The following is a 26,980-nucleotide window of genomic DNA, read 5'->3' on the forward strand; positions in this document are numbered from 1 at the left end:
CGCCATGTCCGCATTTGAAACACGCCCCCTGAACCCGCATTTCGGAGTTGAAGTGACCGGGATCGATCTGACTGACGCAACCGACAGTCGGTTGTTCGGGCAAGTACGCGCCCTATTCGAAGAGCATTCGGCCCTTTTGTTTCGCGGTCAGGACATCTCGGACGCCCAGCACAAGCAACTGGCAGAGCTGTTCGGCCCCATCGAGGATCGCAAAGCTGACGAACGCAAAAAGGGCGAAAAGTTCGAGGTTCCAACCGTTTCCAACGTGCGGGACGACGGTTCGATCACCGAAGAAATGGACCTGCACACGCTGAACCTGAAATCGAATTTTCTGTGGCATTCCGACAGCACGTTTCTTCCTACACCGGCGCTGACCAACATCCTGATCAGCCGCGTCGCCACGACCGAGGGCGGTGCCACGGAACTGGCCAGCACCCGCGCAGCTTGGGCGAACATGCCCGAAGACCTAAAGGCAAAGGTGCGCGGACGCGGCATCTGGCATCGCTACAGCCATTCGCGCCGCAAAATCTCGCCCGAACTTGCCGAATTGCCAATGTTCAACAAATGGCCGGACCAGCATTGGAACGCGCTGTGGCGTAATCCGGTCAACGGGCGCGAGGCGCTTTATATTGCGTCACACGCCTTCAAACTGGATGGCTACGACGAAGCCGAAGGTCAAGCGATCATCGAGGAACTCATCGACTTCTGCACCCAACCGCAGTTTGTCTATTCCCACAACTGGCAGGTCGGCGATGTTCTGCTCTGGGATCAGCGCGCGGTGCTCCATCGCGGCACACCCTGGCCCTACGAACAGCCACGTGTGTTGTCGAGCATCTGCTCGACCGTCACGGAAGCCGACGCAATCCAAACCATGCGCAGATCACATTAGAACCCGGCAACCCGGCCGGGCACCACATGGCGAAACCACGCCACCCACACCGAGGGGTCCACCTCACGACCAACAGAGAGGAAAACACATGACTTTCAGAACCCGTACAGGGAAACCACTGCCTAACGTGATCACCGATCAGGCCAGGAAGGTTGGCAACGATGCGGTGAACCGCCGTGAATTTCTGGCCATCGCCAGTTCATTCGGGGCAACAGCGGCCACAGCTTATGCGATGCTGGGTCTGCCCGCGCCTGCCCAGGCTGCTACTGAACCAAAACAAGGCGGCACGGTGCGTATTCAGATGGATGTACGCGGCCTGAAGGACCCGCGTACATTTGACTGGAACGAAATCGCGAATTTTGCCAAAGGCTGGTTAGAAAACCTTGTCGCATACGAAAACGACGGAACCTTTTCGCCCGCGCTGCTGGAGAGTTGGGAGATTTCGGATGACGCGCGAACCTATACTCTGAACGTTCGAAAAGGCGTGACCTGGAATAATGGCGACGAGTTTACCGCCGACGATGTGGCGCGCAACATCGCCGGTTGGTGCGACAAGTCGGTGGAAGGTAACTCCATGGCCGGGCGCTTCTCAGTTCTGGTCGATCCAGAAACAGAGCGCGCGCTGGAAGGTGCCATCGAAGTTGTCGACAGTCACACGGTTCAGCTGAACCTGCCGCGCCCGGACATTTCGCTGATCGCGGGCATGGCGGATTATCCAGCGGCCATCGTGCATGCGTCTCATGACGCAGAAAATATGCTGGGTAACCCGATTGGTACCGGTGCCTACCTGCCGGAAAGCCTTGAGGTTGGCGTAAAAGGCGTTCTGGTCCGCAATGACGACCACACCTGGTGGAATGCCGGCAACGGCGCCTGGCTCGACCGCATCGAGTTCATCGACTTCGGAACCGACCCATCGGCCCACCTTGCGGCGGCGGATGCCGGCGAGATCGACATGGTCTATATCTCGGAAGGCGAGTTCATTGACATCCTGACCGGGCTGGACGGCTGGGTTGAAAACGAGGTCGTCACCATGGCGACCATCGTCATCCGCCCCAACCAACAGGCCGAAGTTGACGGCGTGCAGCCTTATGCCGACAAACGTGTCCGTCAGGCCCTTTCAATGGCAGTGGATAACGCCGTTCTGCTCGAACTTGGGTATGGCGGAAGAGGGGCTGTTGCCGCCAACCACCATGTCGGCCCGGCGCATCCGGAATATGCCGATATCGGTATGCCAACCTATGATCCCGCCCAAGCACTTGAATTGATCAAAGAAGCCGGGATGGAAGATTATGAGCACGAGCTTCTATCAATCGACGATGCGTGGCGCAAAGACACCACGGACGCCGTTGCTGCTCAACTCAGAGACGCCGGTATCAAGGTCAAGCGCACGGTTCTGCCGGGATCGACGTTCTGGAATGACTGGGCAAAGTACCCGTTCAGCTCAACCAACTGGAACCACCGTCCGCTGGGCGTCCAAATCTGGGCGCTGGCCTATCGGTCAGGTGAGCCATGGAACGAGTTCGGCTGGGCCAATCCGGACTTCGACGCAATCCTCGAACAAGCGCTTGCGACGCCAGACGTTGAGAAACGTCGCGAACTGATGGCGCAGGGCGAACAGATTGTCCGCGAAGACGGTGTCACGATCCAACCGTATTGGCGGTCGCTTTATAACCACACGCGCGAAGGGCTTGGCGGGGCAGCGCAACATATTTCCTTGGAAATACGCCCGGCCCAAATGTACTGGAGCTAAAACGCGACGGGGTGGCACAGACCACCCCGTCACATTGGCGGAGTAGGTTACTTTGTTAGAAACAATGGTCCTTGTTGCGCAATCCGCGGCTGTCTTTTTCCTTGCGGCTTGGTTGAGCACTGGGTTCGTCGAGAACGTCTTGCATCCGGACCTCAACGAAACGTTCACTGCGCAAGTGCTCAGCATGGAGCGGATGCAAGAAGAGTACCCCGAGGCGTATGAGGTCGTCGCCCATCGCAGCATCGAAAACCCCGCTATTCAAAAGATTCTGTTCAAACTGATTGTTTGCTGGGAGGGCCTCGCGACGCTTACGCTTTGGATCGGAGTCGCTTCTCTGATCCTCGCCACCATAGGTGTGATTGAACCAGCCAACGCCAGAGCAATCGGGGTGCTGGGGGTTTTGTTGTTCACCGCCACCTGGGCTGGCTTTTTGATCGTAGGAAACTGGTTCTGTTATTGGTTTTGCCACGAAGGCGCGCAGAATACGCACTACCAGATGACGCTATGGGGTCTGGCAACGATAGTGCTCTTGATTGTCTTTTGAATCGTCACACTTGGTTTCACCCGCAAGCCAATTGCCACTAATGTCGCGACTATCCGCTGGGTCCAAACGCTGCCAAGGTTGTACGCCATGCAAAATGCGCGGTCATGATCGTGCAGGGCTGAAATCTGGACACGCTGTTTAAGCGGCCTCAATCGCTAACCACCCCAGGTGTCTGACAGTCTGAAACCATTTGGAAACGGGTCGCTTGGATCCAATCCGATCTGGCTGATCCCATAGATCCAACATTGCCCGGAAACACGGTTTTGGGTGGCTTGATAGGGCCCCACTTTGGTGAGGCTCAACAGCTCGGTTGTGAACTCTCCGCCGATAATCGAACGTGACACGACCCTGTCGCCGGGCAAGGCCAACCCCGTTGCGTGGCGCACCGCCATGTTGGCATTCGATCCGGTGCCACAAGGCGATCTGTCCGCGCGGCCCGGACGCAGTGTTGTGCAGGTTCGCACCGCACCGTCCGGGTCTGTCGACCGGAACATGACATAGGCCAAACCGTTCAGGGCCGACGTGGTCGGGTGCGGAGCGTCCTCGATTTCGGCAATCAAATTGCGCAGGGCAACGCCCTGCGTTGCAAGCGCGCGGGCGTTGTCCGGCGTAATCGACAACCCGACCTGATCCACATCAACCAATGCATAGAAGACACCGCCGAAACACAGATCATAGCGGATTGTTCCCCAATCGGGCGTTTGAATTTCAACGTCCTTCTTGGCCACAAAAGCGGGCGGCATATCCAGCGAAACCCGCGTTACCTTCCCGTCTTCACATGTGGCCCGTGCCCGTACAAGGCCCGCCGCTGTGTCCAGCGTGATGACGGTTTCGGGGCCGGTTATCGGGATCATCCCAGTTTCCAACAGAGCCGTCACAGCGCACATGGCGTTCGAACCTGACATCGCGTGCGCCTGATCCGGCTGCAGCACAATGAACCCAATATCTGCCTGCGGATCGCAAGCTGGAACCAACAGGCAAAAAGATCCTGCCGGGGCTGAACGGGGTTCCGAACAAAGCAGCTGGCGCAGGCTGTCATCCACCTTGTTCAGATGGTCCAGCTTGTCAGCCATGGTTGCGCCGGGGATGTCCAGCACCCCTCCTGTAACCACCCGGCCAATTTCACCGGCACAATGCACATCGACCGTTTGCAGCGTTCTGGACCAGCGCATGGTCTCTCCCTTTTCGTTACTTCAGGCCACAGCCTGAGCACCCGTGATTTCCACCACCGACCCACACAGATATTGCGCCTCGTCCGATGCCAGGAAGGCAACCAATGCGGCGATCTCATCGGGCTCACCAATCCGACCAAATGGCACCAGCGCATTCAGGTCATCAAGACTTCGGCCCGAACGCGCCAGATTGCTTTCCAACATCGGTGTCCGAACCTCGCCTGGGGCCACGCCATTCACACGAATATTGTCCGGCGCATAGTCGCGAGCCAGATTCTGGGTAAAGGCCACAACCGCAGCTTTGGTGGTGTTATAGGCAATATGGCCCGGTGCCGGATGCATGCCCCATTGCGATGCGGTATTGACGATCGCCCCACCGCCTTGGGCCTGCATCACTGGAATCTTCGCCTGACACATATGGAACAACGCATCGACATTGACCGCAAAAGACTGACACCAGTCTTCAGCTGACAACTCCATCAACGCGCCCCGGCGCATCAACCCGGCATTGTTGCAAAGCACGTCGATTCTTCGACCGGCTTCGGTCCAGCGCTGTACAAATTCACGAATTTCCGCGGAGTCCATCAGATCAAAGCCAAAGGCTTCAGCTGTGCCACCATTCTTTCGGACGTGCTGTGCGACTGACTCCGCCCCGGCGAGATCCGCGTCGGCAACGCAAACCAAAGCACCTTCATCAGCAAAGCGCTGACAGATCGCAGCTCCGATGCCCCCTGCCCCGCCGGTCACGACAACTGATTTTCCCTTGAATCGCAACATCAGGACCTCATTTGACTTGCACCATTCACGTCCAGAACTGCCCCAGTGAGCGACGCTTGTGATGGCCGCAAAACAAAAGCGACAAGCTCGGCGAGTTCTTTCGGCTCGGCCATCTGGCCCAGCGGAATACCCGAAAGGGCGGCATCTTCTCCATGAGTACGGACATAGCTTTCGGACATTTCGGTGCGGACCCAGCCCGGCGCAATAGCCACTGCGGTGATCCCGTCAGCCGCAAAGCCGCGCGCGATGCTTTGGGTCAGGTTGATCAAGGCCGCCTTGGTGGCACCGTATGACATAGCCTCGGCCCGATATCCGCCTTGCCCAGCGCGTGACGCCATATTGATGATCCGGCCGCCGCCATGCGCCCGAAAATGCCGGATCGCCGCACGACTCAAGTCGGCGGCGGCCATCAGATTAAGCTGAAGATCACCGTGCCAGGCCCTGTGCCAAGCCTCGAAAGGATCGTCCACAGATGAAGCGGTCAGAATCCCGGCATTGTTGATCAGCGCATCTATGTGCCCAGCCTGGGCCACGGCAGCGTCCCAAAGCGCGTTTGGCCCCATTGGATCAGACAAGTCGGCCGCAAGCGCAATTGCGCCTTGCCCGAGATCTGCCGCCAGAGCGTCAGCACGGGCCGCATTGCTGTTATAGTGCAGCAGAACACGCGCGCCTTCAGCCGCCAATTCGCGTGCGATGGCTTGGCCAATCGACCCTGAGGACCCCGTCAATAGAACGGTTTTATCTTGCAGATGACGCGTCATTTGACGCCTCCACCGGATGTTTTGCGGGCATCAGACAACCGTAGCAGAACGCTGTCGAGCCCCGCTTTTAATGCGTCGGGACCACGGGTATCTGCAAAGACTTCGAACAATTGCGCATTCAGCCCGGCCGGAGTTGAGTGTTCAACCCGCAGCGTTTCATAAGGCTTGTCACGATCTTCCATCATCGTGTGCGCCAGCCCGGAAAAAACGCCGCTCAGATAGCGCTGGGCGTCAACCCGCCCAATCCCATTGGACTGCATCCAATCCGCGGTTGTACCCAGAATACCGAAATACGTGCCCATCAGCGCGCTGGCTGCGGCAAAGGCATCGAACTCCTCTACCGTTTTGGCACTGACCACCGTGCCCAAGACACCAAACAGATCCTCACCCAATGGGTCATGCGGAAACAGGACTGTGACACCGCGATGGTGGGCGACCGATGGCAGAGGGATTGATCGAAACAGGCGCACGCGCGTGCCAATCCAGCCTTGCAAAACTTCATGGGTCAGCGTGGCGATCAGGCTGCATACATGTTGTCCTTCGGAAAATGTAAGCGAGGACAGCACTTCCCGGGCATCTTGCGGACGGACGGCCAGAAACACGAGATCAGAGCGATCAACCACCGCCTGAGCGGACGGGTGGACCTGCACCCGCGCGCTGTTGGCGGCCAGACGCGTGGACACTTCTTGGTTGCGCTCGGTTACGTGAACCGCCGCTATTTCCAGATCGGTCGCCGAAAGGCCGGTCACAACCGCTTCGGTGATCACACCGGTTCCGACAAATCCCAGATGCAACTGTCGGGCTGGTTTTTCGACCTGCATGATCCGCTCACATATGCCGGGTGACGCCGCCATCGACGCGCAAAGATTGGCCGGTGATATAGCTGCTGTCGTCGCTCAGAAGAAAGGCGGCCGCCTTCGCTTGTTCTTCGGCCCTTGCCAACCGGCCCAGCGCGGACATTTCAGCAAATTTATGCGGCAGATCCAGACTGTCGGTAAATCCCGGCAACAAACAGTTCATGCGAATATTTGCTGGGCCGTAGCGATCCGAAAACTGTTTGGTGAAACTGGATACACCCACACGATAAACACTTGAGGTCGGGAAGGTCAGCGATGGTTCGAAGGCTGAAAACGTGGTGATATTGACGATTGAGCCACCACCCTGCGCCTCCATCACAGGGGCCAGAAGCTTGGCCATGCGAATAACCGGCTTCAGAACCATCTCATGCGCGCGGTCCCAGTCTTCTTCGGGGATTTCCAACAGATCGCCCTTGGGCGGGCCGCCCACATGGATCAGGCAGGCGTCTATACGTCCGTATGTTGCCATGGCCAGATCGAAGGCGGCCTGTGTGTCCGCGGCATTCTCTGCCTTTCCGCGATGCGCGACGCCGCCCAGTTCCTGCGCCAGCAACTCGCAGGAGTCCGAAGGCGACATCAGTGTCAATTGGTACCCCCGCGCGTGCATCTCGCGCGCTGTGGCGGCACCCATCCCGCGTCCACCACCAATAAGCAAGCACGTTTTTCCGGCCATGATCCGCTCCTGTTTCACTGTCAAAATCGATAAACTCGATAGGGTTATAAGTCGAGAACGAGCCGACCACCCGAAATGAGTTGCCCTATCAGCTTAGCGGTTGTCGCTGCATAGGTCAGGCCCAGATGGCCGTCCACGTGCTGATTTCCTTAGTCTTGAGATTCGGTAAAGCAATTCGACAGGGATGTGTCCCAAACATTGAGCCTGAATTGACGAGCCTGGGTGATCTGAGGTTTGTACTCGTCGAATAGTTTTCGAACAGGTTATTCGAGCATAATCTGGTTAAAGGGCCGTCCTTTCCCTAAGGATACAGTTTTGTACGCTGTTTACTTCTAACTGCGGTACACGGGTCCTATCGTGATTTGGAAGAGATCACAGTAGAGCGCGGTATTCACGTTAACCACGCTACTCTCAACAGGTGGGTTGTGAAATACGCGCCGATCGTCGCAGTTCTTGCGCAGTCAAAGAAGCGTCCAGCGGCAGCAAAGTTCTTTGCCAAAGCGCTGTCTTCGATTGGAATCCCGAGCAAGATTGTCATCGACAAAAGTGGCGCCAACGCGGTGGGCATTCGAGAGGTGAATAGGATCCTGAGGAGATTTGGCTGCCTATGGCCGTTCCAAAAGTTTGCGACACATCCAGCTCACACTCGGCTTCGTTCAGTTCAAGTACCGATTGCGCATTTTTTCCAAGTCTTCGTCCGTCAGGCCCAGCCCCTCGTGCAAGTAGTTGTCCACCGAGCCATAGGTTTCGTTCACGCTTTTGTAGAAGTTGTCCAAGTACTCCATTCGAACGCCCAAGGATGGCCAAACAGCTTCTGGGGGCATGCTGGTGCCGTGCTCGGCATTCACTTGGTCAGCAATCTTCACAGACGCGTTGTCGGCATCTTTAAGGACATTGCTCATCATGAAATCTGTTTCGATGTCCTCTCGCGTGACACCTAAGGCACTTAGGATTAAGGCTGTTGCAACGCCGGTTCTGTCTTTCCCACCCGAGCAATGGTAAAGCACCGCTTCATCCTCCGGCTGGTTGATCAAGACGTCAAACAGGTTTCGAAGTTCAGTCGTGTAGTCGGTCGGAATGTACCCGAAAGCGTCGAAGAAAAGCGCGTCTGTTCCTGCCTTAGTAGCGGTTCCAGACTTAATGTCGTTGCGCATGTCCTCAATCATTTGAGCTTCTTTTTCCATGACGGGAAAATTGTAACGTGTTGGTCCCTGTCCAGTTGGCCAGTGAATTGGATGAGCCGTTGCTTCCAAAGTGGTCCTGAGATCAACGATGGACGTCACGCCAAGGGTCTCGACGAGGGTCATTCCGTCCGTGCCCATGCCATCTATTTCACCGGAACGAATGAGTTGCCCTGTGCGCACCGTTCGACCATCTGTGGTCTTAAGGCCCCCAAGGTCCCGTGTGTTGGCCACGCCTTCGATGGGGATAGCGCGCTCTTCAGAAGCCAGAGCGTTGTTAAGGTTTCCACCACCTAACAAAGCGGCGGCTAGGATCAACATTCGTATGATAGTCATTTGGTTGCTCCTCTTAAGTGATCGTTATGTCCGTTCTTGGCCAAGCGCAGACTTGAGTTCGGTGAAACAAAGGTGCTGTCTGCACCAGTTTCAAAAATCGAACCTTGCGCCAACGAATGGACCGTCAAAAGTCAGATCCGAGATCGGCTGCGAATTTCCGAGGTTCCAATCGAGATACCGATAGCCCAACACAAGATCCCAGCTGTTAATCCTGTAGTTTGCTGCCAGACTTACCTGGGTCGTCAGATCACTGTCGCCAGAGCCAATATCGGCATAGTATGAAACCCCCCAGCGGTCGGTGAACTGACGCGTGCCGCGAAACCCGATGACGGCATCCCAGTTGTTGATTTTGCCTGAAACACGTTGCGATCCCCCCGCGACTGCAATGTTGACGGTGTTTTCCAGGCTTAAGTTTCGTATTCCGCCCAATATCGAAAAGCGCGCTTCTTGCGTTGCGATCAGGTCGTAGCCAACCGAACCGGTAAACACTGTACCTGTTACATCGACGTCTCCGGATAACGGGATACCGGGGCCAGCGGTGGTACTTTGGTCATTGCCCAAGTTGAGATACAAACCGTCAACAAAGACCGAGAGCTTTCCGCGCCGCGCTTCCAACGCACCCATCAGACCAAAATCCTGGTTGTCCAACATCTCGCTGAAACTGATGTCGATGCTGGTTCCTGTTCTTGTTTCACCGCTCAAGGCTGGTCCCCAAAGGTAAAGGTAGGCGGTGAAATCCCAGGTTGGGTTTTCTGCACGTGCAGATGGGGCAAATCCGACCCAAAGCGCGCAAACAAGCGCGGACAATCGCCGCTTGTAATTGGCGAAACAAATAGCGTTCATTTCCGGAGCCTTTGTGATCGTCTTTACGCTGAAGTTGGCGCAGCGACTCAAATCCCTGCGCCCACCTGTTTTTATTGCCAGCTTGAGAAGACTTCGCGAGCCAGTTCACTTTCAGGTCGTAGGTTTTCAATCCCTTCGTATGGGACACCCTTGCCAAGCGGATTATGGGGGTATTTTTCGATAGTCTTCTGATGTCGCTTCACCATGTCCTGAAAAGAAGCGCCGGACCAAAGCGAATACCCGACCAAGGGATGTTGTTCGCGTGGATCACGATAGACGTTGAAGACTGGCGCTGCAGCTCCGGGCTGCCCGGGTGCAGGCAAGTGCATCTTGAACTCCTGCTTTACCACCGAGCGCAGTACCGGCCCCTCATAAACATAAACGTAGTCTCGGCGGGAATTGCCTTCGCCTTCCAAAAGCAGCGCGGTTTGGTCGATCCCGTCAATGACGCGGTCGCGTGGAATCCGGTCAGTCGCATCCGCAATCCTGGCGAAAGTCGTGAACAGATCCGACACGTGGACAATGTCGCCCGCAGCGCTTCCCGCTTCGATAACACCGGGCCATCTGATGAATGCGTTTGTCCGCACCCCACCTTCCAGATGTTGAGTCTTACCCCCACGGTAGATGAGTTGGTTCAGCCCGGATGTGCCCTCGTAGTGATACATCAAGCCGTTGTCGGCCATGATCATTACAATTGTGTTCTCCGCTTTACCGGTTTCTTCCAGCTTGGCCAGAACGTCGCCAATCCACCCGTCGAGCACTTGTAGTTTATCGGCATGAAAACCGCCGTTACGCGATACGGCCTGATCAGGGTAAGCGAAATTCAGCGGATATAACGGCCAGTATTGTATGAAAAACGGCTCATCGCTGGCTGCCAGGCGTTCAATCTGTTCCAAGGCCTGTTGCTGATACCGAAGGTTCATCTCTTCGTACTTGGCCTGCGTCCATTCTTCACCCGGCTCCATTTCCACTTCTCGGGCCTGACCTCCGGCGACCGCCTCTACGCCAGTTACGAGGCCATAAGGTTTGAAGCGCTCATCCAACAGGAACTGATTGGACTGGCCGGATGGATGAAAGCCAAGCATGTTGTTGGCAACCATCGCATCACGTGTCATCAAGCTGAGTTGGACCTGTTGATGCAAAGGGAAAGCAGCCCAGTCAAAACCCTGATTGTGCGGATATGCTTGCTCAATATCCCCCTGGTGCCATTTGCCAACATGCGCCGTGTTGTAGCCTTCCTCTTTCAAGATTTCGGCGATTGTGACTTCCTCCGAAGAAAGACCCTCGCCAACCAGGGCAACTTTCACCTCCTCTACGCCCGCGCGTACCGGGTGTCGGCCCGTTAGCATGGCCGTGCGTGTCGGGGTGCACGACGGCTCGGTATACATCCGCATCAAAGACATGCCCTGTGAAGCAAAATCATTGATGTTGGGCGTATCAAAGCCGGTGACGTAGTTCATTGTCCGGTCTCCCATTTGACCGAAACTTACGTCGTCAATCAGAATATAGAGAAAATTGGGCGGCTGACCGCCATTGGCGTCACGGAGCTCGGCCAGCTTTGCCTCAATATCCGCGTCCTGCGCGTCCCATTGTTCCCCGAATTGAGCCCGCAAGAAATTGAATTCGCCATCATGGATGATTGGTTCGCTTTGGGCTGCGACCTGTGCGCCTGACAGTAACGCTAGCATGACAGACGCTGACGCTAGATGTTTTAGTCTAGTCTTCATTTCTGGTTCTCCTGTTGGAAACGGCTTCTTTCAACGCATCAGCAATCAGGTCATGACATTGGGCTGAAAGCGATTGTTCGGATTTGTGCGCCAGTTTCGTGAGGCGTTGGTATTCTGGCGGGGTAAGAAAGGTCACAACCCTCTCTGAACGAGCATCAGAGGTGGGCAGGCGAGGCCGCCCCATAGGCGGCTTTGGAACTTTACGTGACACTTGACTCAATCCTATTCGAATTTGTTTTCTTTACCGGTAAACTGTCAGGGTATTGGAATGGACCACATCAAAAATCGGCCAAACTTGCCTGACGAAGAAGAAACCGCGAGTGAAGCCGCCTCTCCTGCAATCAAGCTAGACTTGATGCATCCGAACGATCTTGCAGGGATGACGCCCTGGGAGATAGATTTTCGCCAACTGGGTAAAGGCCGGTTGTCAACGCAAATCGCTGTTCGTTCCGGCCCGGCGTCATCGGTGTTGAATATTTCTCTGAGCGGTGCCGTACATCAGCGCGGTGTCTCGCCCGAAGGCTGGAGCACATTCGGTATCTCACGCCAGGGCACTATCGATTCATGGCAAGGTTGCGAAATGGACCGCGACGCGTTTCTCACGTTCGGGAACAGCGACGGTTTTGATGGCGTGTCTAAAGACGGTTTTTTTGGCAACGTCGTTTCTTTCAACACGCGACGGTTTGAAACCCTTGCACAGTCTTGCGGATTTGCTCTGCCAACGGGCAGCCCAGCGATTAGATTGCTGCTTTCCAAAAACAACGCTCGCAGAATGGACTGGTTGGAACACGAGATTGCCCATTTGTTGGGCAGCCCCAATCGGCCATGGACCGACGGAGTTGACGAAGCGCTGATGCTTGCAGTGCTAACCATCCTGACAAACAGCGAAGTTCATCAGGACAAAAGCACGGCCCAAACCAGACGCCGGGCTCTCGACCGAGCTTTGGAGATAATGAGCAACAACTTAACATCGCCCGTTTCTATCGAAGAACTGTGCGTCGAAAGCGGAGCTTCTCTCCGAACGCTCAATCGCGCTTTCAATGAACGTTTCGGGCAAGGGCCTAAAGCGTACTACGTCAGGCTGCGGCTCGATTACGTTCGAGAGGATTTGCTCAATGGATCTTCTGGGGAGACAATTGTTGACGTCGCCAATAACCACGGATTTTGGCACATGGGTCAATTTGCGCGGGATTATCGCCTGTTTTTTGGTGAGTTGCCGTCAGAGACACTAAAAAAACGGAACGCGTGAACAGATAAAGGCCGTTTGACTCGCAGCCAATCTCGGTTCACTGCACGCTTCCTCTGACATTCTCAGACCCCTGTAAACCCGAATTTCTCGGCCATACACTTAAGGGCCGCGATGAACTGAGTTGTTGCGGCGTTGTGGGCTTTGCAAGGACATACCTGTCGCACAGCACCAATGCGAGGCGGCAACTTGAATGACGCTTGCGATGCAAAAGGTACTTGAACCAGGCTTCTTTTGTTTCCGTAGGCGTTCTGCGGCGGCCGAATTTACCGCGCACAATAAATTGGTGCCTGTGATAGAAACATAACTTGCGGACCTGGCTTAGTATCCGTTTCATTTGCATTGGAATTCTCATGGCACATTTCAAACGCGACCCTGGATCAACTTTAAACGAAAACCTTTCACCTAAGGATCAAAACTCACGCACACTTTATGTTGTCGCACACGGTATCGGCCGCTCTCAAGAAATGCAGGCTGATCTAATTGATCACATAAAGCAGCTTCACGATAAGGACGAAGCACCAGTCACCATTTGGGCCCCAATTTTACCATGGAAAGGTTCATTGGGTACGGTCTTTTGCTTCGGAAAGATGACCACCCTAATTGACCGCCTCGCCTCGGAACTCAACCAGATTTGGAAGCAAGGCAAATATGATCGCGTGGTCTTTATTGGGAACTCTTTAGGAGGCCTCGTTTTAAGAGCGATGTATCTGAAGGGCTCGGAGCTCAATCCGAATGGAGACACGGTCAGATCTCGTCACTGGAGCCAACCGACCGTCGAAGATCGGATGGTTTTGCTTGCGGCGGTGAACAAAGGAATAGGACCAACCCGAGGCATGTCCGCGTTTAAAGCGCTTGGCATTCAAGTAGCGAGTTCAGTCCTGACCGCGCTTGAGCCGGTCTTACCGCATTTGGTCAACACCGTTAGACGCAACTCCAGTTTTATCTCGACGCTTCGCCTGAGTTGGGCAAGCGAAGCCGAGCGCCTCAAAGATCTAAAGGTTGTTCAATTGCTGGGGTCTCGTGACGATATTGTAAGCCCGGACGACTCCCTGGACTTGGTCACCGGAAAAAATTTCTACTACCTGGATGTACCCCAAACCAGTCACGAAGAAATTCTGAAGCTGGGTAAAAACACACCCGAAGCGGCCCCTCGATGGCGCGCGATCAAAGCCGCTCTGACCTACGATGACGAGCGCCTTGAAAAAGAAGAAGTTCGACCATGGGGACTGAGACGGCCAGCCTTTGAAGAAACAAGCCCAAATTTCACAGGACAATGCGGTACAGCAGAGATCGAAGAAACAAACAACGTGATCTTTGTTGTTCATGGCATACGTGACCCCGGGTATTGGACCGATAAGATTGCACGGCGCATTTGGAAACAAGGCAAACAGAAAGGACTTGTTTTCGAGCGCGTCGTCGACAGTTATGGATACTTCGGAATGGGACCATTCCTGCTACCTTGGTACAGAAGAAAAAAGGTCCACTGGCTTATTGAACGATACATCGAAGCCCGTGCGAAATATCCAGACGCAAAATTTCACTTTGTAGGCCACAGCCACGGAACATACTTGCTTGCGAAAATGTTGGAACTTTTTCCTGACTGTCGGTTCGAAAATGTTGTTTTTGCAGGTTCCGTGGTCCGACGCGGCTATCCTTGGAAGTCGCGTCAACGTGACGGACAAGTGCGCCGCTTACTCAACTTTGTTGCGACCAAGGATTGGGTCGTCGCGTTCTTTCCGCGAATTTTCGACCTCTGGAACATTCAAGATCTCGGCGGTGCCGGCCACCTTGGGTTTGAAGACGCATCCGCGGATGAAGAGCGCTTCGAGATACGATACGTTGTCGGAGGTCACAGCGCCGCAAGAGAAGAAGAGATGTGGGATGCAATTGCTGAGTTTGTAATTGGAACTCCGACCCAGAATCTACCAAGCCCACTCTTGGAGTTTCAACAAGGAAACAAGGACTATACGGGTAAGTTGGAGCACTCATTGAGCGGTACATTTGCGAAGTCAGTTAGGGCTTTCAGCAATGTATCCATAGTTCTTTTGGTTGTACTTCCCGTTTTACTCTTAGCCTATGTGCCAAACGCGCTGATAAACTGGTTTGTGCCGCTTGTTGGGCAAGTTTCCTCAACGATCGAAGTGTCTGCCATGGGCGCCTTTGCAAGCATAGCGGTTGTGATTGCGACTATCTTTGCCGTCAGCCAAAAAAAGTACGGGCGTAGTATGGGTATTGTCCGAAGTTGTTTGGCGGCTGTCATATTCACCGGAACACTTTATTTGATATGGGCACGGTTCCCTGACATCAACGCGATCGCAGATAGCACTGGACACTATTCTCGTGTTGACGCTGCATTCCTTTCAGGGGCGATGACCGTACTTTGGTTGGGAGCAATGCTGTGGCTACTCCGGAAGATCTGAGACAAAACGTTACGACGCGAACATGAGTGTTCGTTGCCAAGCTTTTTCAGTGTGTTGTTAAAAAAATGTGGTTTGCAGACCACTAAGACGTTCTCGAGAACAGGGGGAGTGGCCTTATTGCCAGGATAATTCACTGTTTGGTAGATCGTCCCGGTGCAGGACCTTCACCGCGTTTGCTTTGCTTGACGGCAAATGGTCAACCGTGTCCCAATCCCAAAGAACCAAGTTGACGTCATCGGGCGAGGCGCCCGATGCGAAACTGTTCACCAGAACACCGGCACAGCCATTGCCTTTCAGCCTGTTCGCAACGTCGTGGGTTGAAGGGATCAGTCCCCGGTGCATCTCGGATTCCCAGTTATCATTGGCGATCTCCTCCCACGAGATGCCCAATGCCTGCCTTGTATCCCGGCTGGTCAGATCAACGATATGATGGCAATCAACTGCCAGAAAATAAAAGGTATAAGGTTCTTGATTCAGGCTGAAACGCACTTCACGCGCAGCTGTTTCATGAGAAAGCGATGTGTAAAGAGCGGGTTCCCCGATCGCGTTGAACCGTCCACCTCGTCGCGCGGCCCCCTCACCCGAAGTCGGCAGATATGACCAGCGCGGTTTGGCAGCACGGATGACGGTGCGCCGAACCCGAATGGTATATTTCAAGCGTAACCGCCTTCAAGACGCCGCAGAATATGGGATTTCAACGCCGCGTTTTCTCCGTCCTTGACGATTTCTTCGGGAGTGCGCCCGCCAAACCCCATAATGGGTTCAGACCGATACCAGGCATAGGCCATGAGCGAGTTTCCAACGGCCGGCGAAACAGCATTCAGAATCTCGACCAGATGACGCAGCGACGTCTGAACCGAAACGGATGCAACACGTTTCCGCCGAGACAAGGATTCCGGCGCAATGCCCAAGGTCTCACCAATCTCACGCTTGGTGGTTTTCAGATGCCGGGCCAAACGATCCGGTGAGATCATTCGGTCTTCTACAAGATCACGTAATTCCATATCGATCACTCCTGATGCCACAATATAATGACCAAATTATTGACAATCAAGGCAACCCAATCCCCTGCATCGACCAACACATTATTGCTGCTGACAAACTATGGCAGCGCCAATAAATCCGGTTCCGACGACGACGCTGTGATTGGACTGATCCTGTTGCACCAAGCGGCATCTTCTGTTGGCTGTGTGATGACCCGTTCGAACCATCACTCAGAGATGCGACTACATTGCCAGAATGGGCTGCATGGCCTCAGAAAACTCGGCTTTTTCCGTCTCGGTCAATGGACCCAGCGGTGCGCGACATTCGCCAACGTCCAATCCCTGCAACTCAGCCCCAAATTTGATCTTCTGCACGAACTTTCCACTCTCAAGGATGTTCATGGCCCGATACAGCTTTTTCATCAGGTTTTTGGCAGCCACCAATTCACCCGCCTTGTAAAGCCGGTCCAGTTCGCAGCAGGCCTTGGCCATGCAATTCGACGGCCCGCAGATCCAGCTGTTGGCGCCCCAGAACATGAAATCCAGCGCGATGTCGTCAGACCCCGAAACCAACTGAATCTTACCCTCGTAACGCGACGCGATGTCGATCGCGCGCTGCAAAACACCCGAGCTTTCCTTGATGCCAATCACGCGCGGATTGTCGGCAAAATGGTCCATCAGATCAAATGAGATGTCGGCCCCATCCTTGAGCGGATAGCTATAGAGCACGATGTTCACATCGACCTCGGCCAGAACCATTTCATAATGCTTGATCAATTCGTCCTGCGTGGGGCGCGTGTAAAACGGAGGCGCAAGCAAAACGTTGTCATAACCAATCTCTTTCGCCATCGCGGTCTGTTCAATCACTTCGCGGGTAGCGGGGGCATTGGTGCCTGCGATCAGGATCTCTTCGTCCTTGGCAAAATCCTTGACGAATTGCAGCACCTGACGGCGTTCTTCGGTGGACTGGCTGAAATATTCCCCCGTCGAACCGTTCGGGACCCAACCGGTCACGCCCGCGTCGCGAAAATGAGTCAGCAGGTTTTCAAAGGCAGTGAAGTTGATTTGGTCATCCGCACCGAAAGGAGTGACCAATGCAGGCATGACACCCGAAAGTTTGACGTTAAAGCTCATTTACGGTCCTATTTTCCTCGCATTGCAAATCCCCATGCCGCCCAACAGTGGGGAAGGTACTACCGTCAAACTGCGCAATCGAAACTGGCGCACTTTTCAGAGCGGGAACACCGCAACAGCTGCCAACCGGGAACTTGATTCTACTGTGGTCCCTTTCCGTGATTTCGCATATTGTCGATTATATGTCGACAAGATTCACACACACGCAACCGACTGAAAGGAGCAGCGGAACGGCACCTGTTCTACTTGGTACTTGTCCTGCTGGCCTCCTGCGCAAAACCGCGCCACGATACGGTGCCACAAACAGCAAGCTACCGTTTGTCAGCCATTGCCTTGTCAACATCCTGCCTAAATGCTTGTTGTTGATACAAACACAGCGGGCCGACAAAAAAACCAAGACACCACAAGTTTCTTCTCGGGTCTTCGCTCCACTGTGGAAAAAATGGAAATGAGCAGAAAACAGATGGAAACGAAGAAACGCGCCAAGGGCGGAGGGTCAAAATACGTCTACGAGACCCTCAAACGCGAGATCCTTTCACTAGCGTTGAAACCGGGAACGCCACTCGATGAAACCGGCCTGTCGGAACGGTTTGTCATGTCGCGCTCACCTGTGCGCGAAGCGCTTGTCCGGTTATCCGCCGAAGGGCTGGTGGTCATGCTTTCGAACCGCTCTACCCTTGTTGCGCCCATCAACTTGACTGAGTTTCCCCGTTACGTCGAAGCGTTGGATATCCTGCAGCGGATCAACACAAGGCTTGCCGCGCAAAACCGGTCCGACAGTGAGATTGAATTGATGCAGAAAGAAGCACAGGCATTTGACCGGGCCTGTGTTGCCAACGACTATCTCGCGATGTCCGCCACCAATCGCGACTTTCACATGACCATCGCCCAAGCAGGTAAAAACCCGTATTTGGCGCGAGCCTATGGCCAGCTTTTGGACGAAGGCCGCCGTATCCTTCATATGCACTTCGACTATATTCAGTCTTCAGCCACCGACACCCTGTTGGGGTCAGAACACGAGGACATGATCACAGCGATCCGGGACCGTGACATCGCGCGCGCGGACCATTTGGCCCATGAACACACGCGACAATTTCACAAACGGTTCGTTGACTTCCTAAGTGCGCAATACAACGAAGATTTTGATTTTGCTGTGTCGACTTTGACCTAAAGAATAAGGCGACGTCAGCATGTTGTTCTTTTGATCGTGCCAGTCCCGACAGGTCAGCGTTTCAATCACTGCCACGGGCGGCTTGAACAGGCTTCGCGTCGGCATTCTCAGGTTTGCGGAGCAAATCAAGGCTTCGCTGTATCTCGGGTCGGCTGAGGTTGCGGCCAATCAACACGATACGGGTACGCCGGTCATTCCCGGTCCAGTTCTTCAACGGAACAGGCGGGTCAAAGATGTGCTGAACACCGTGGAATGCAAACGGCGTCTCGATCCCTTCGAGAAACAAGATGCCTTTCACGCGCAGGATGTCGTGACCCTTATAGGCGATCAATTTGTCAAACCACTTGTCAAAAACTGCGTCATCCAACGCCTCATCCAGAACAATCGAAACGGATGAGATATCAGTGTCATGACGACTAAACTCGGATGTCGTCACAGGTTTTGAGACAGACGTTGCCATCAACCCCGAAATGTTGCCCAGTGGATCGTTGACCACCTTGGGCGTCGTCCAGGAAATAGCCTCATGTTGACGCGTGTCCTCCCGCATGCTCGTCAGGTTCCAAAGTTTATTCAATGCGAATTCATGGTCTGACCGGTGAAGAATGTCGGCCGTCGGATTCAAATCGCGCAGTCTGTCAGTGACGGCTTTCGCTGAAGCTTTGGAAACAAGGTCTGTTTTGCTCAACACGATCAGATCGGCCATCGCGACCTGCGATACGGCCTCGAATTGGGCATCCAGGGTCGCGGGTCCGTTCACTGCATCCACCACCGTTACCACACCATCCATCCGCGTATTGCGCGCAAGAAATGAATCCACCAGCAGTGTCTGAAGGATCGGTCCCGGATCTGCCAGCCCTGTGGTTTCAATCACCACCCTGTCAAAGCTGAGCATACCTTCATCCCGCCGCGCGAGCAGTTTGACAAAAGTGTCCGACAGATCACCACGGATAGAACAGCATAAACACCCTGATGACATCAGCATGACATCGCCGTCCACCGTTTCAATCAGGTCATGGTCCAGCCCAGCTTCACCAAACTCATTCACAATGACCGCAATGCGCCCCGAAGATGAATCCGAAAGAACCTGGTTCAGCAGCGTTGTTTTCCCTGCCCCCAGAAAACCAGTAAGCAACGTCACGGGAACGCGTAGGTCGTCAGTTTGCTCTGGCTGAGTTTGGGAGGCATGGGTCATAAACATCGCAAGCTCTGTTTTGTAATAACATTACATCACTAAAGCGATTCAATTGGGCTGTCCAGTCAGGCACAGACCAGGACAATCAAGCGACCCGGGAAAGGAACGGACCTGCCAAAGACCAACGCCTTTGGTCCTCTTCACTGATCGGTCACTGGACGATCAAGCGCGCCGAAGGTGCTGTGGAAATAAAAAAGTGAACCGGTACTCTCGTTTTGCCGGATATTCACCACGCGACCAATCATGAGCCTTTGATTGCCACAGGGGTGCACGTCTTCGACAGCGCATTCCATGCACACCGAGAAATCCGGCAGGATCGGAAGCCCTTGCGTGCCGGCCTGCCATTCCAGATCCCTGAACTTGTCGTCGCTGCGACCCGCGAAATGCGCGGCAATCTCTTTTTGTTCGTCGCGCAGAATGTGAACCGCATAGAACCGTGCGCGCGCAAAGCTCTCGAAGCTGCGCGATTTGGGGCCGATCGTCCAAAGCACCATCGGCGGCGAAAGTGCAGCCGAAGTAAAGCTGTTTGACGTCAGCCCAATTGGCCGCCCCTCGATATCCAAAGCTGTGACAATCGCGACACCGGTGGGAAAGTGACCGCAGGCTTGGCGAAACGCCGTTTCGTCCACGGATTCGTGGTGCGAAGCCGTTGTTTTTGGGGTGTTCATAACTGTGCAACCTTGCGTGGGAAAGAGCCACGCGCGCGACATCGCCCAGCGCGTGACCCTTGATTGCTTGGCAGTAAAGACAAGAAAACCTGAATCTTAGCCTGCAGTGCCGGTTTCTTTTTCATACCGTTCCGTGGCTTCGGCCACTGCCTTCAGTTGCTTCTCTGCCAACCCATCACGGCGCGCTTGCGCACGGTCTGCGGCTGCCTGCAAACCGCTACCGGAAGACTGGAAATGCGGCATGACTTCGCGTGCAAAAAGCTCAAAGCTTTTTGACGTCGCCGCCTTGTTCGCCCAGTTATGCGCAAGCGTCAGATAAGCACCGAACCCGCCATTACTTTGTTCGACAAGTTCGTTGATCTGCTTGACCATCATCTCAGGTGTGCCGATCACGCCGAGACCGCCATTCACGAAATCAATCATCTCATCCAGATTGCCACCTTCAACGGCCATCTGCGGGAAGGCTGCCACGTTCTGGAAATACCTGAACCATTGGGTCATTCCGTATTTCACATCTTCACGGGCCTGCTCTTCAGTTTCCGCAAGATGCATCAACCCGACCAACCGCCATTTCGCACGATCCGCGACCTGACCATGTTCTGCCGCAGCCTGTTCCTGAATGGTCCAGTGATGTGCAAGAACATCCATGCCCACGGCAACGGTCGCACCCAAAGACAGCAGACCGGCCCCGTAACGCCCGGCAAGTTTTGCTCCGGAAGGTGAGGCAACGGCAGCAACAGCCAGATCGAACAACGGATCGGAATACGGACGCAGATGCAACCGGGCATCTTTCAACGTCAGCCGATCGGACTGGTAGTTGATCGGCTCGTCCGTCGTCAGCAGTTTATAGGCAATATCAATGTATTCCTCAAAGATCGGGCGCATCTGCTGGGGTTCGAGGCCAAGCATGGATGCATCCGTAGGCAGGGCACCCGGACCCATACCGAACATCACGCGCCCGCGCGTGAGATGGTCCAGCAGAACCATGCGCTCCACGGTCCACAGGGGGTTGTGATAGGGCATCGACACGACGCCTGTCCCCAGTTTGATGCGCTGGGTGCGTTCGGCGGCGGCCATGATGAAAATCTCAGGGGATGCAATGATCTCACTGCCAGCGGAATGGTGTTCCCCGATCCAAGCCTCATCATAGCCCAGCGTGTCCAGATGCTGGAGCAGTTCAAGATCGTCTTCCAGTGAAATCGTAGGGTTGTGCCCCGGCGCGTGAAACGGAGCCATGAAAATCCCGAAGTTCATCCGCATAGGTATCCTCCCGTAAAGTCCATGCGACGCTGCATGCGCGCAGCGCGATTTGGTGCCGCTGACTCGGGACCACCCGAAACGCCAAGGCACAAGATCCGCTAAGTCAATCAAGCTGGCCCGATAATCTCTTGGAAGATTCTGTGAATTTCTTGCACAATCTTGCACAGGCTCGCGTTGTCCCCGCCCTGCATGAGGATGGGGAAAACAGTTCACGCTCTGCGCAAAGATCCTGGAGTCACGCCCTTTATTTTCTTGAACACGCGGTTCATGTGCGGTTGGTCATAAAACCCGCAATCCAAAGCGATGTTCTTTATCGGTTTGCGCGTGTTGCGCAATTGGGAAACCGCACGTTCCACCCGTTGCGTCAGGACATAGTCGTGAAAGGAATGCCCGAAAGTGGATTTGAACTTGCGCATGAAGTTCCAGTCCCCAAGGCCCATTTCGGCCGCAGCTTGTTCGTAAGACAATTTCTCGCGCAACTGATCCTGAACAAAAGCGACAACGCGTTTTGTTTCAGCCCGCGAGAGCTTGCCAAAACGTGCGGTAGAACCAAACCGGGTGTCAGCATATTTCCGCAGCAGTCGGACCGACATTTCCCGCGCTGCCGCTTCGACGATCAAGGAACCGCCAACACTGTTTTCGCCGACCTCGGTTTTGATAACCGAAACGCATCTGGAAATACCGGGGTCGCGCGCTTTCAATGTATCCCGCAAGCGAATGTCGCGTACCTCCTGTTCGTAGACTTCGTTGGCTACGCTCTCGACCAATTCGGCGCTAAGGTACACATGTGACACTTCAACCGTTTCTGACCACGCCCATTCCGATCGGTCTGACTTGTTCAATAGTGTAAGATCGCCCACGCCAAGGCTATAGTCGCTCCAAGTGGTGCCCACTTTTCGCTGCACAGGTGTGCGGCCTTTATCGTACGCAATCACCAGGAAATCTTCCATTGGCGGCAGCTCAATTTCCATCCCAAGATGCCGGTAGCTGCGGTAATTGATGCCAGACCATCCGCGCCCGTCGCCACTACCCAACAAGTTTCCCGGCGCGTAGTCCGGGAGTTGTTTATAGGAAATTTCGCTCATTCTCCCTCCTCCTGAGGCTTCGCGCTCAAGAGCTCAACAGGCAATCGGCCGACAAACAAGGTGGGTCGGGGAACCGGAGCCTGGCCACCTGCCAAAGTAAACTATGGCGCCTCGAGACCTGTCAAGTTCAGGCGCTGCAAGCCTTGTCGTCGGGAAGTTGTCGCAGATATGTCATGTTGACTTATGCAGTATCCAATTGGGTCAGTCCTACGGGTTCAATGAAGACTTTTGGTAAAGAGCCACTCACATCAGTCCGGCAGACTTCACTCAGTTGATTCCACGCGCACAACTCTGACATCGGGATCTACGCGACTATACGCGGCAAGCAAACGCTGGCTCCACTTTTGCGAGATGTAATCAGCCATGAACCGCGACGGTGCATAAAGGGTCACAGACCCCCCTGCCCTTTCACCTTCGGACAGGTGCTGAAACCAACTGGTCCAAAGTTCAGGATCGCGACCGTGAAGAATCGACTGAACTTGTGACCAGACATCACCCTCGCCAACTTCGCTGGTTGCAGGCTTGATCGCAAAAGGTACGATGTTTGTTTCCGCTTCGGGCTCATCCGTCATTCGTGCATGGAAATCAGAACCTATGACAGGCCAGACTTCCCGGGTGTCGATCATGATCTGTTTGATGTCAATTTCGTACACGGCAACTCTGCCGCGCGCTGCGGGCCTTTTGACCGTTACCCAACCTAATGCGCGAAATTTGGCCATTTCGCGCTTTACCGTCCTTTCGTTCACTGTCCACAGGCGCGCTATTTCCTCACGCCCGATCGACAATTCATTGCTTCGCCAGTTATATCTGGTCGTAATCAAGGCAATGATACGCAGAATACTGCGTTGTCTATGTTTATCTCCGGACAACGCGTGAACGGTCAGCGCAGAGAGTATATCGTATTTCAAGGCCGCTGCATTACGCCCGACCGGTTTAGCCAGCTGCATACCCGTTCTCACCGCTTTATCTGCCTCAGACGGGTTATTCCCGCCATGTTCGCGCCGTTTGCCAACGCTTTTCGTCATCTTGGCTCAATTAGCGTCCAAAGCTTCGATTCTGTCAAGAAGAGTCTGAATTCAGGAGAATTTTGGGACCATTCGAAATCAAATTTAAAAAAGAATCTGGTGAAGTATTGGTGAGGGGGGACATCCTGCCTGTCCCCTTATTTGACCTATATGTCCCCCTATATGTAGGCTTTGGGCTTTGACTGTCCCCCTAAATGCCGTGGAGCGAGGGCCTTTATTCCATCGAGCTATGCGGTGGGGCTGCCGAATCGATTCCAACCCCTAAAGGCTTTGTTTTCTTACCCGTGGGTAAGATTGTAGTCTCATCATATTTTCTTTTGCGTAAAGTGCAAATCGGTCGTAAATAGAAAACGAACAGAAATTTACGTTCCAAACTAAGAGACCTGAGGCATGTACACGCACGAAGACCTGAACGCATTGCGTAACCAATCCCTTAAGCTGCAGGGTTGGATTCGCCAGCAGACCTTTAGCCCCGAGATGGAGAAGACCCTCCGCCGGTTTTCCAGCTGGGAGGTGTCCGAGCTGATCTTCCGGGTCAATCAATCGACCTTTCGTGGCAAGCTGGCGGCGGATCCTTCGCTTCCGGGTGGCGAGGTCGAGCCCGACGGTCGCCAGCGCTGGTTCAGCCTGGAAGAAGTGAATGAGTTGCGCCGCCGCCTCAAAGTGAACCGTAAATCCCTGATGCCCCCACGCCCGGAAGGCAAGCGCGCAATTCGCGCTGCTGTTGCCAACTTCAAGGGCGGTGCCGGTAAATCGACTGTGGCGCTGCACCTTGCGCATGCATCAGCGTTGGACGGGTATCGTGTGCTTGTGGTTGACTTTGATCCGCAAGCGACCTTGAGCCATTCGATGGGCCTGACGGACGTTGCAGAAGACTATACTGTCTGGGGCATCATGGCGCGTGACCTGATCCGCGAGACGGAGCGTATGAACAACCGTCCCGTTGCCGCACAATCGGGAACCGCCCTGCCCCGCCGCGAGTTGCCACCTGCGATTACAGACATGGGTCTTGGCGATCTGAGAATCTCTGACTTCATTCGCAAGACGTCGTGGTCCACCATCGACGCAATCCCGTCTTGTGCAAACGCAGCCTTCGTCGAGTTTGCCTCGGCCCAGTACCGACACCTTAACCCCGAGTGGTCATTCTTTGCAGCCGTGTCCCGATATCTGGATCAGATACCTGATGACGCGTATGACCTGATCATTTTCGATTGCCCCCCGGCCATTGGGTATCAGTCGATGAACGCGGTATTCGCGGCGGACATGCTGTATATCCCGTCAGGCCCCGGATATTGGGAATATGATTCCACCACATCCTTCATAGGTCAGCTGGCTGAGGCTTTGGAGGATTTGGCTTATGGTTTCGACAAAACCTTACCCACGGGTAAGATCGGCCTGCCAAAAACGTTTTGCGAGCTGCGGTTCCTGCTGACACGGTACGAGCCCGGTAACGCTCTTCACCTTGCGATGTTTGAGGCTTTCAAGAAAGTCTTTGGTGAGCATGTCGCCGAACATCCGGTCGAGATGACGCGCGCGGTTGAACAGTCCGGCCGCTTTCTCAGTTCAGTATATGAGATGGATTACCGAGAGATGACGCGGGAAACATGGCGCCGCGCTCGGTCGACTTTTGACAACGTATATGAGGAATTCCGGGGCGTCATGCTGTCGGCCTGGGACAAGCTGGAGGATGAGGCATGAGCCGCAAGCGCAGAATGTTCGATATCGATATACCGGCCATGGACGACATTCCTGTTGGCAAGGTGCCGGACAAAGTTCTGGAAAAGCGACGCGGCCCTATGGCCGCAGCGATTTCAGAAAACGCTGACGCTTTACGGGATCAGCAGTCAACAGAAGAAACTATTCGTGCCGAAAACGATGCACTCGCGCATGAACTGGTTCGTTTGCGGAACGAAGGGCTTGTTACAGAGCATGTGGCACTGGCTGACGTTCTGACCGAGAAATTGACGCGAGATCGCAAGCCGGGCCCGGACCCTGAGTTGGACGAGCTCAAAGCATCCATTCGAGATATCGGTTTGTCCAATCCGATCCGGCTTGAGCGTCGTGCAGATGGTCGGTTTGAACTGATTCAAGGGATGCGTCGACTATCTGCATATCGAGCTCTGTTTGAGGAAACCGGCGAAGAGATATACGCGAAGATCCCTGCCGGGATTTCCGAGTCAAGTGATCTCGACAATAGTTATCGGCGGATGGTGGATGAAAACCTGATCCGCAAGGATATCTCATTCGCGGAAATGGGCGCGTTGGCGCGTGCTTATGCTGAAGATCCCGCAAATAATTGTCCCGATGTGGACAAGGCCGTGTCGAAACTTTTCAAGTCCGCGAGTTATACCAAGCGCAGCTACATAAGATCTTTCGCCAGCTTGCTGATGATGATGGACAAGGCGCTCATGCATCCGAATGACATTCCGCGCAATGTCGGAGTGGAATTGAAGCGAAAGTTCGACGCAACGCCAGGTTTGGTCCGGCGTGTGAGTGACACGCTGATGAGTGAACCAGATCGTGATGGCGCTCGGGAAGTTGCGATACTGAGGTCGTTCTTGGGAGAGCAAGAGCCTAGCGTAAGTAAGAAGTCGGCAAGTGAAGGTAGCAGCAAGCCACGGCGGGCAAAGACGACGTTCCAAGTGTCGGGACGGGCAGGGGTCGCAAAATGCTCTGCTTCGAGCGGGCGCATCGAGTTGAAATACGATTTGGATTTTACGCGGGTGGATCGCAACAAATTGGAGGAAGCGATTTCAGCCTTCATTGAAGCATTGCCCGAAGAGGACGATCTTACCCACGGGTAAGGTTTCGAACTAATAGATTTAGAAGGGCGCGGACGTTGGTCCGCGCCTTTTTAGAGGCACAAGTTTTCGCGTTGGTTCCTGTACCCGGAAGCTTTCAGGCGCCACGAGCCATAACCGTCCAAAAAGCAAAGCTTTGAAATCGGCACTGACTGGTGGAGTCCTTGCGCAATACTTCGAGCAAGGAGCTTCGACTTGCTTTCGATTTCCTTGTGAATTTGATGGCTCAAACATGCCCCTCAGAAGGATCAGTGCATAGGCACGCTTCAGTGAAATTCGGCACGGCAGATAACCGGCGCATCATTGGTATCAAATGGAGTAGACCTTTGAACTCCGGGAACAACGGAGTGTTGCGAGGGCAGGGCAGGCACGGAAGAGTTTCTCGCAGACTGGCTGTTAATCTCGAGCGGTACGATTCCCTCGAGAATGCGGGCATATGCCCGCAAGACAGCGCATCGCGCTTCACAGATTGGGGTTCGCAG

The 26,980-nt window shown here is 54.4% G+C and carries 24 protein-coding genes and 2 pseudogenes; 10 read left to right on the forward strand and 16 right to left on the reverse strand.

From position 1 onward, the window contains the following. Window positions 1-4: 4 nt before the first annotated feature. The 3 genes from ACR0EV_RS07580 to ACR0EV_RS07590 all read left to right on the forward strand — a co-directional run bounded on the left by ACR0EV_RS07580 (window position 5) and on the right by ACR0EV_RS07590 (window position 3,183). On the forward strand, window positions 5-889 hold the full coding sequence (locus tag ACR0EV_RS07580) for a TauD/TfdA dioxygenase family protein (protein WP_480799533.1): 885 nt from the start codon (window positions 5-7) through the stop codon (window positions 887-889). An 88-nt stretch (window positions 890-977) separates the two neighbouring features. Next, window positions 978-2,639 carry an ABC transporter substrate-binding protein gene (locus ACR0EV_RS07585; protein ID WP_480799534.1) on the forward strand — a complete coding sequence of 554 codons (1,662 nt, stop codon included), beginning with the start codon at window positions 978-980 and terminating at the stop codon, window positions 2,637-2,639. Window positions 2,640-2,691: 52 nt separating this feature from the next. Continuing rightward, window positions 2,692-3,183: a DUF2165 family protein gene (locus ACR0EV_RS07590; RefSeq protein WP_171670887.1), complete on the forward strand. Its 492-nt coding sequence runs from the start codon at window positions 2,692-2,694 to the stop codon at window positions 3,181-3,183. 155 nt (window positions 3,184-3,338) lie between these two features. Here ACR0EV_RS07590 and ACR0EV_RS07595 read toward each other — a convergent pair whose 3' ends face one another. From ACR0EV_RS07595 to ACR0EV_RS07615, 5 genes are read right to left on the reverse strand one after another with little or no spacing between them, the layout of a single operon-like run. After that, the gene (locus ACR0EV_RS07595; RefSeq protein ID WP_171095402.1) at window positions 3,339-4,355 is read right to left on the reverse strand and encodes a proline racemase family protein; all 1,017 of its coding nucleotides are present in this window, start codon (window positions 4,353-4,355) and stop codon (window positions 3,339-3,341) included. Between the two features lie 21 nt (window positions 4,356-4,376). Next, window positions 4,377-5,132, reverse strand: coding sequence for an SDR family NAD(P)-dependent oxidoreductase (locus tag ACR0EV_RS07600; RefSeq protein ID WP_480799535.1), 756 nt, complete (start codon window positions 5,130-5,132; stop codon window positions 4,377-4,379). Then, window positions 5,132-5,893 (reverse strand): SDR family NAD(P)-dependent oxidoreductase, encoded by a 762-nt coding sequence (locus ACR0EV_RS07605; protein ID WP_480799536.1) that lies wholly within the window; start codon window positions 5,891-5,893, stop codon window positions 5,132-5,134. Before ACR0EV_RS07605 ends, ACR0EV_RS07600 begins: the two co-directional genes overlap by 1 nt. After that, entirely contained in the window at window positions 5,890-6,714 is an 825-nt protein-coding gene (locus tag ACR0EV_RS07610) for a pyrroline-5-carboxylate reductase (protein ID WP_480799537.1), read from the reverse strand. Before ACR0EV_RS07610 ends, ACR0EV_RS07605 begins: the two co-directional genes overlap by 4 nt. Before the next feature lie 7 nt (window positions 6,715-6,721). Further along, entirely contained in the window at window positions 6,722-7,423 is a 702-nt protein-coding gene (locus tag ACR0EV_RS07615; protein ID WP_480799538.1) for an SDR family oxidoreductase, read from the reverse strand. A gap of 273 nt (window positions 7,424-7,696) precedes the next feature. Here ACR0EV_RS07615 and ACR0EV_RS07620 point away from each other — a divergent pair. Both ACR0EV_RS07620 and ACR0EV_RS07625 read left to right on the forward strand, forming a co-directional pair. Continuing rightward, window positions 7,697-7,857 (forward strand): annotated as a pseudogene (locus ACR0EV_RS07620) (IS6 family transposase); the annotation flags it as partial. Window positions 7,858-7,893: 36 nt separating this feature from the next. Next, window positions 7,894-8,028: pseudogene (locus tag ACR0EV_RS07625) on the forward strand (IS6-like element ISPmar1 family transposase); the annotation flags it as partial. A 51-nt stretch (window positions 8,029-8,079) separates the two neighbouring features. Here the strand turns inward: ACR0EV_RS07625 and ACR0EV_RS07630 are convergent. From ACR0EV_RS07630 to ACR0EV_RS07640, 3 genes are all read right to left on the reverse strand, one after another. Then, entirely contained in the window at window positions 8,080-8,940 is an 861-nt protein-coding gene (locus ACR0EV_RS07630) for a tyrosine-protein phosphatase (protein ID WP_480799539.1), read from the reverse strand. Window positions 8,941-9,030: 90 nt separating this feature from the next. Further along, window positions 9,031-9,783, reverse strand: a complete 753-nt coding sequence (locus tag ACR0EV_RS07635) for a porin family protein (protein ID WP_480799540.1) — start codon at window positions 9,781-9,783, stop codon at window positions 9,031-9,033. Window positions 9,784-9,854: 71 nt separating this feature from the next. Further along, window positions 9,855-11,510, reverse strand: coding sequence for a sulfatase-like hydrolase/transferase (locus tag ACR0EV_RS07640; protein ID WP_480799541.1), 1,656 nt, complete (start codon window positions 11,508-11,510; stop codon window positions 9,855-9,857). Between the two features lie 268 nt (window positions 11,511-11,778). On the opposite strand from ACR0EV_RS07640, the gene ACR0EV_RS07645 reads away from it, so the two are divergent. Further along, on the forward strand, window positions 11,779-12,759 hold the full coding sequence (locus tag ACR0EV_RS07645; RefSeq protein ID WP_480799542.1) for a helix-turn-helix domain-containing protein: 981 nt from the start codon (window positions 11,779-11,781) through the stop codon (window positions 12,757-12,759). Window positions 12,760-13,109: 350 nt separating this feature from the next. After that, window positions 13,110-15,179, forward strand: a complete 2,070-nt coding sequence (locus tag ACR0EV_RS07650) for a lipase family protein (RefSeq protein ID WP_480799543.1) — start codon at window positions 13,110-13,112, stop codon at window positions 15,177-15,179. A gap of 114 nt (window positions 15,180-15,293) precedes the next feature. On the opposite strand, the gene ACR0EV_RS07655 is transcribed toward ACR0EV_RS07650, so the two are convergent. From ACR0EV_RS07655 to ACR0EV_RS07665, 3 genes are all read right to left on the reverse strand, one after another. Then, on the reverse strand, window positions 15,294-15,836 hold the full coding sequence (locus ACR0EV_RS07655) for an RES family NAD+ phosphorylase (protein ID WP_480799544.1): 543 nt from the start codon (window positions 15,834-15,836) through the stop codon (window positions 15,294-15,296). After that, on the reverse strand, window positions 15,833-16,183 hold the full coding sequence (locus ACR0EV_RS07660; protein ID WP_480799545.1) for a hypothetical protein: 351 nt from the start codon (window positions 16,181-16,183) through the stop codon (window positions 15,833-15,835). The genes ACR0EV_RS07655 and ACR0EV_RS07660 overlap by 4 nt, the downstream gene beginning before the upstream one ends. Window positions 16,184-16,405: 222 nt before the next feature. Next, a complete protein-coding gene (locus ACR0EV_RS07665) occupies window positions 16,406-17,296 on the reverse strand; it encodes a dihydrodipicolinate synthase family protein (protein ID WP_480799546.1) in 891 nt (296 codons plus the stop codon). 463 nt (window positions 17,297-17,759) lie between these two features. Here ACR0EV_RS07665 and ACR0EV_RS07670 point away from each other — a divergent pair, with 463 nt between their 5' ends. After that, window positions 17,760-18,467 (forward strand): GntR family transcriptional regulator, encoded by a 708-nt coding sequence (locus ACR0EV_RS07670; RefSeq protein ID WP_480799547.1) that lies wholly within the window; start codon window positions 17,760-17,762, stop codon window positions 18,465-18,467. Between the two features lie 61 nt (window positions 18,468-18,528). On the opposite strand, the gene ACR0EV_RS07675 is transcribed toward ACR0EV_RS07670, so the two are convergent. The 5 genes from ACR0EV_RS07675 to ACR0EV_RS07695 all read right to left on the reverse strand — a co-directional run bounded on the left by ACR0EV_RS07675 (window position 18,529) and on the right by ACR0EV_RS07695 (window position 23,697). Next, window positions 18,529-19,659 carry a CobW family GTP-binding protein gene (locus ACR0EV_RS07675; RefSeq protein ID WP_480799548.1) on the reverse strand — a complete coding sequence of 377 codons (1,131 nt, stop codon included), beginning with the start codon at window positions 19,657-19,659 and terminating at the stop codon, window positions 18,529-18,531. 140 nt (window positions 19,660-19,799) lie between these two features. Beyond that, on the reverse strand, window positions 19,800-20,327 hold the full coding sequence (locus tag ACR0EV_RS07680; RefSeq protein WP_480799549.1) for a flavin reductase family protein: 528 nt from the start codon (window positions 20,325-20,327) through the stop codon (window positions 19,800-19,802). 96 nt (window positions 20,328-20,423) lie between these two features. After that, complete coding sequence (locus tag ACR0EV_RS07685; RefSeq protein ID WP_480799550.1) at window positions 20,424-21,587, reverse strand: LLM class flavin-dependent oxidoreductase; 1,164 nt, start codon at window positions 21,585-21,587, stop codon at window positions 20,424-20,426. Window positions 21,588-21,796: 209 nt separating this feature from the next. After that, a complete protein-coding gene (locus ACR0EV_RS07690) occupies window positions 21,797-22,672 on the reverse strand; it encodes a helix-turn-helix domain-containing protein (protein WP_480799551.1) in 876 nt (291 codons plus the stop codon). 263 nt (window positions 22,673-22,935) lie between these two features. Beyond that, window positions 22,936-23,697, reverse strand: coding sequence for a DnaA N-terminal domain-containing protein (locus ACR0EV_RS07695; protein ID WP_480799552.1), 762 nt, complete (start codon window positions 23,695-23,697; stop codon window positions 22,936-22,938). Window positions 23,698-24,087: 390 nt separating this feature from the next. Between ACR0EV_RS07695 and ACR0EV_RS07700 the strand changes: the two genes are divergently transcribed. Together ACR0EV_RS07700 and ACR0EV_RS07705 are read left to right on the forward strand one after the other, a co-directional pair. After that, a complete protein-coding gene (locus tag ACR0EV_RS07700; RefSeq protein ID WP_171095421.1) occupies window positions 24,088-25,395 on the forward strand; it encodes an AAA family ATPase in 1,308 nt (435 codons plus the stop codon). After that, window positions 25,392-26,501: a ParB/RepB/Spo0J family partition protein gene (locus ACR0EV_RS07705; RefSeq protein WP_480799553.1), complete on the forward strand. Its 1,110-nt coding sequence runs from the start codon at window positions 25,392-25,394 to the stop codon at window positions 26,499-26,501. Before ACR0EV_RS07700 ends, ACR0EV_RS07705 begins: the two co-directional genes overlap by 4 nt. Window positions 26,502-26,980 lie beyond the last annotated feature (479 nt).

The organism is Ruegeria sp. CF8, assembly GCF_056537285.1.